The sequence below is a fragment of the Neisseria sp. P0021.S006 genome (assembly GCF_051956895.1).
This window is the reverse complement of sequence record NZ_JBQCWZ010000311.1, coordinates 1-1,533: the sequence shown is the minus strand read 5'-3', so window position 1 is coordinate 1,533 and position 1,533 is coordinate 1. Positions and strand designations below refer to the sequence as shown.

The window sequence follows — 1,533 nt, the reverse complement described above, 5'->3', positions numbered from 1 at the left end:
CTAAATAACCAGAAATATTTATCTATTAGTTCTTTGGGTTCTAATGCTGCATATGTCTGCTTGCCCAATTCCGTAAACATAATTCTATTAGAATCTCTTTTAGCTCTTTTAGATAAAATAGTCGTGCGAAGTTTTTCTCGCATGGTAATTTTCTCAGATTCTGTAGCTTGGTTTAATGCCCAATCTTTAATAAGAAACCAAATTTTATTTTGCTGTTTAGGTGTTAAACCATGAATATGATTGACTAAATCAAGTAATTGTTCAAATGTATGACTTGCCCAAGTTAATGCTATTTCTACTGAGGCATTCCAGAAATCATAAACATCTTGTTCAGTTACTGTATTTTGAGCACAATTATTCCTCCAAATACATTTACTAGCTGGAAATGCTGTTTGAGCAGATGTACTTGGAAATTGGCTAATACAAATTCGCCAACCGATATCTGGAAATTTTCTAACTAACTCTTTTAATAATTGAATACGTTCTTGCGTATTGATATTTGTAGCAGGTAACCAAGCTCTAAAAACTCCAGATAATGAATTAAAAGGTTTGTTGCTATAATTATCAGTGATTTCCTCTTGACTTAATTGAGCCAAAATTTGTACCACTCTAGCAACTGTTAATTTATCCCAAGCTAATTTCTCTAATGCCCACAACAAATCAGTATACTTAGGTGAAGAGAAAATATCAGTAGAAACAGGTTGCATTAGCTCTAAGAATTGCTTATCAGTTTTCAAATCGTTTTCTATAATACTTAAAAATACTTTTGGGCTCGCTTCTGCATACACTGAGAAATCAGATGCTTGTGCAAGCAATACTCTTAAGTTAAGTGGAGAGAATAATTCTTCCACGAGTTTATTTACTGCTTCCTCACAATTAAAAGCTAATCTATTTTTAAATAATTCATTACCATGAACAGCCAATAAAATAAGCATCTCCCCTATACTATCTCTCAAGCCTTTAGAATGCTGACGCTTTTTATCATATATATTAGCTTGCCATTGCTGATCTTTAGGCAAATCTAAGGCAGGATTATCTTCTCCTAAAACTAATTTAGCGCTGTCAAAGAAGCGCTCTAAATCTGCTTTAGTAATGTAGGGTGCAATAGCAAATAACAAATCGATTTTTGATACTACTCCTCTATGTGAGTCTACTGCCCAAACGGGAGAGTCATTAAGAAGCAAGCTTACTTGAAACTCTTGTTCTAAAGACTCATACGGTAAATTTTTTGATAAAGCTTCTAGGATAGAAATGTCATATTGATTAGAACTGTCCCATCCTCCAGCAAATAGAAATGGAATAAGAACTTGATTATGACTATCTACCCATTCAGGCTTATGAATAGCCTCATTCTTTGACAGCTGTCGTCGCAGGACTGTTAATGAATAACCGGATTTTTTTGCCAATTCTTGTGCTGTATCATAGGAATACCCCATTTCTTCTAATGAATGAAGAAAAGTTACTGAATCTAAAATTTCAAGTTTTAGATCAATATTTTGTATTAGAGTATTTTTAGGGTAAACAACAAAGGCA

Annotated in this window: 1 protein-coding gene; it reads right to left on the bottom strand. The window is 33.3% G+C overall.

All coding sequences use genetic code 11. From position 1 onward, the window contains the following. On the bottom strand, window positions 1-1,533 hold a 1,533-nt coding region (locus ACTHUM_RS13640; protein WP_440403128.1), incomplete at both ends, for a hypothetical protein.